The organism is Oscillochloris sp. ZM17-4, assembly GCF_019599295.1.
Classification (GTDB): domain Bacteria; phylum Chloroflexota; class Chloroflexia; order Chloroflexales; family Chloroflexaceae; genus Oscillochloris.
This window is the reverse complement of the sequence record NZ_JAIEWN010000005.1, coordinates 65,801-67,650: the sequence shown is the minus strand read 5'-3', so window position 1 is coordinate 67,650 and position 1,850 is coordinate 65,801. Positions and strand designations below refer to the sequence as shown.

The following is a 1,850-nucleotide window of genomic DNA, read 5'->3' as shown; positions in this document are numbered from 1 at the left end:
ATGGCGATGCTTGAGTACGGCCAGCATCACATGCCGATCACTGAGGATGGCAGGGTCATTGGGATTGTGACACACGCAGCTATCCTGCGCCATCAGAGCAGCAGCCCGGTCTTCCTGCCGAGCCAGCTCCGGCGCGCGAAAAGCCTTACCGACCTGCGCCATTACAGCGATCAGGTGGGATCGACGGTGGCCTCGCTGCTGGACGCGGGCGCGCGGGTGAGCGATATTGGTCGGGTGGTGGCGGTGGCCCACGACGCGCTGCTCCAGCGCCTGCTGCACGACGTCGAGGCCGAGCTCGGCCCGCCGCCTGTGCCCTACGCCTGGCTGGTGCTGGGCAGCGAGGGTCGCTTCGAGCAGACGCTGCGCACCGACCAGGACAACGCCCTGGTCTACGCCGACGATGCGCCTCCCGAGGCTGAGGATTACTTTCGCACCTTGTCCGAGCGGATCGTCGAGCAGTTGGTGTTCTGTGGGTTCCCGCGCTGCACCGGCGATATTATGGCTACCAACCCGAGGTGGCGTCAGCCTCTGCACGTCTGGAAGCACTACTTCTCGCGCTGGATCAGTGTGCCTGAGGAGGAGGCGCTGCTGCGCACAGCGATCTTCTTCGACTTCCGCCAGGTGTATGGCGAGCTTAATGCGGAGGAGTCGCTGCGCCCAGTGGTGCTTGAGGCGCGTAAGAATAAGGTCTTCCTGGCCCGCATGGTTCGCGCCGCCCTGCGCCAGCCCGCGCCGCTCACGTTCTTCCGCCAGGTGGCCCTCCAGCGCCATGGCGACCAGCGCCATATACTCGACCTCAAGGAGCGCGGCACGGTGATGGTGGTGGATCTGGCGCGGATCTTCGCCCTGGAGGCCGGGTGTTCTGCCACCTCGACCACGACCCGCCTGCGCAAGTCGTGGCCGGAGAGCAGCATTAGCGAGGCTGACGCCGAGGCGCTGATCAGCGCCTTTGAGCTGATCAGCATGGTGCGCATGCGCAACCAGCAGGCCCAGATCGCCCGCGGCGAGGAGCCGACGAACCAGGTGGTGTTTCCGCAGCTTGGCCCGCTCGATCAGCGCGAGCTGAAGGAGGCGCTTCAGGTGATCGCCAACATCCAGCGCGGGGTGTCCCTCACCTTCCAGACGAATCTGATGGGGTAGGTCGCTATGTTTCTCTTTCGACGTCGGCCTGAGCTGCCTGCGTTCATCCAGGCGTACCAGCAGGCGCCCCAGCCTGACCCGGCTATGCCCTGGCGCGAGGTCGGCTACAGCGTGATCGACATCGAGACGAGCGGCCTAGACGAGCGGCGCGACGCGCTGCTGGCGATCGGGCTTGTGGAGATCAACGCCGGCCGGGTGGAGCTGGCCCGCCGCTGGTATAGCCTGGTGCGCCCGCCCGAGGGTCTGCTGGTGGGCGCCGGCTCGATCCGCATCCACGGCCTGACCCGCGCCGAGCTGGCCGATGCCCCGCCTGTCGAGGAGGTGCTGCCGCTGCTCCTGGAGCGCCTCGCCAGTCGCGTGCTGGTTGTCCACGTGGCCCAGGTCGATGTCGCCTTCATCAACCGGATCCTCAAGGCGCGCTGGGGCGCGCGCCTTGTCGGCCCGGCCCTCGATACGGCCCGCCTGGCGATGACCCTGCACCAGACCGCGCAGACCCTCGGGCACGTGCAGGCCGACATGCCCCTGCCGGCGATCCAGCTGCGCGCCCTGGCCACCCGCTTCGGCCTGCCCACCTACGGCCAGCACAACGCGCTGAACGACGCGCTCACCACCGCCCAGCTCTTCATGGCCCAGGCCAGCCGCCTTGAGCGCCAGGGCCGCGCCACCCTGCGCGGCCTCCTGCGCGCCGGCAAGGTGTAGTGCGCGCCGTC

At 68.0% G+C, this 1,850-nt stretch carries 2 protein-coding genes; both read left to right on the top strand.

Annotated features, from left to right (window positions below; all coding sequences use genetic code 11):
- Nucleotides 1-1,140, top strand: a 1,140-nt coding sequence (locus K2Z83_RS06210; protein WP_255603407.1) for a DUF294 nucleotidyltransferase-like domain-containing protein, incomplete at its 5' end; no start/stop codon positions are given.
- 6 nt (nt 1,141-1,146) lie between these two features.
- Nucleotides 1,147-1,839, top strand: coding sequence for an exonuclease domain-containing protein (locus K2Z83_RS06205; protein WP_220594311.1), 693 nt, complete (start codon nt 1,147-1,149; stop codon nt 1,837-1,839).
- Nucleotides 1,840-1,850 lie beyond the last annotated feature (11 nt).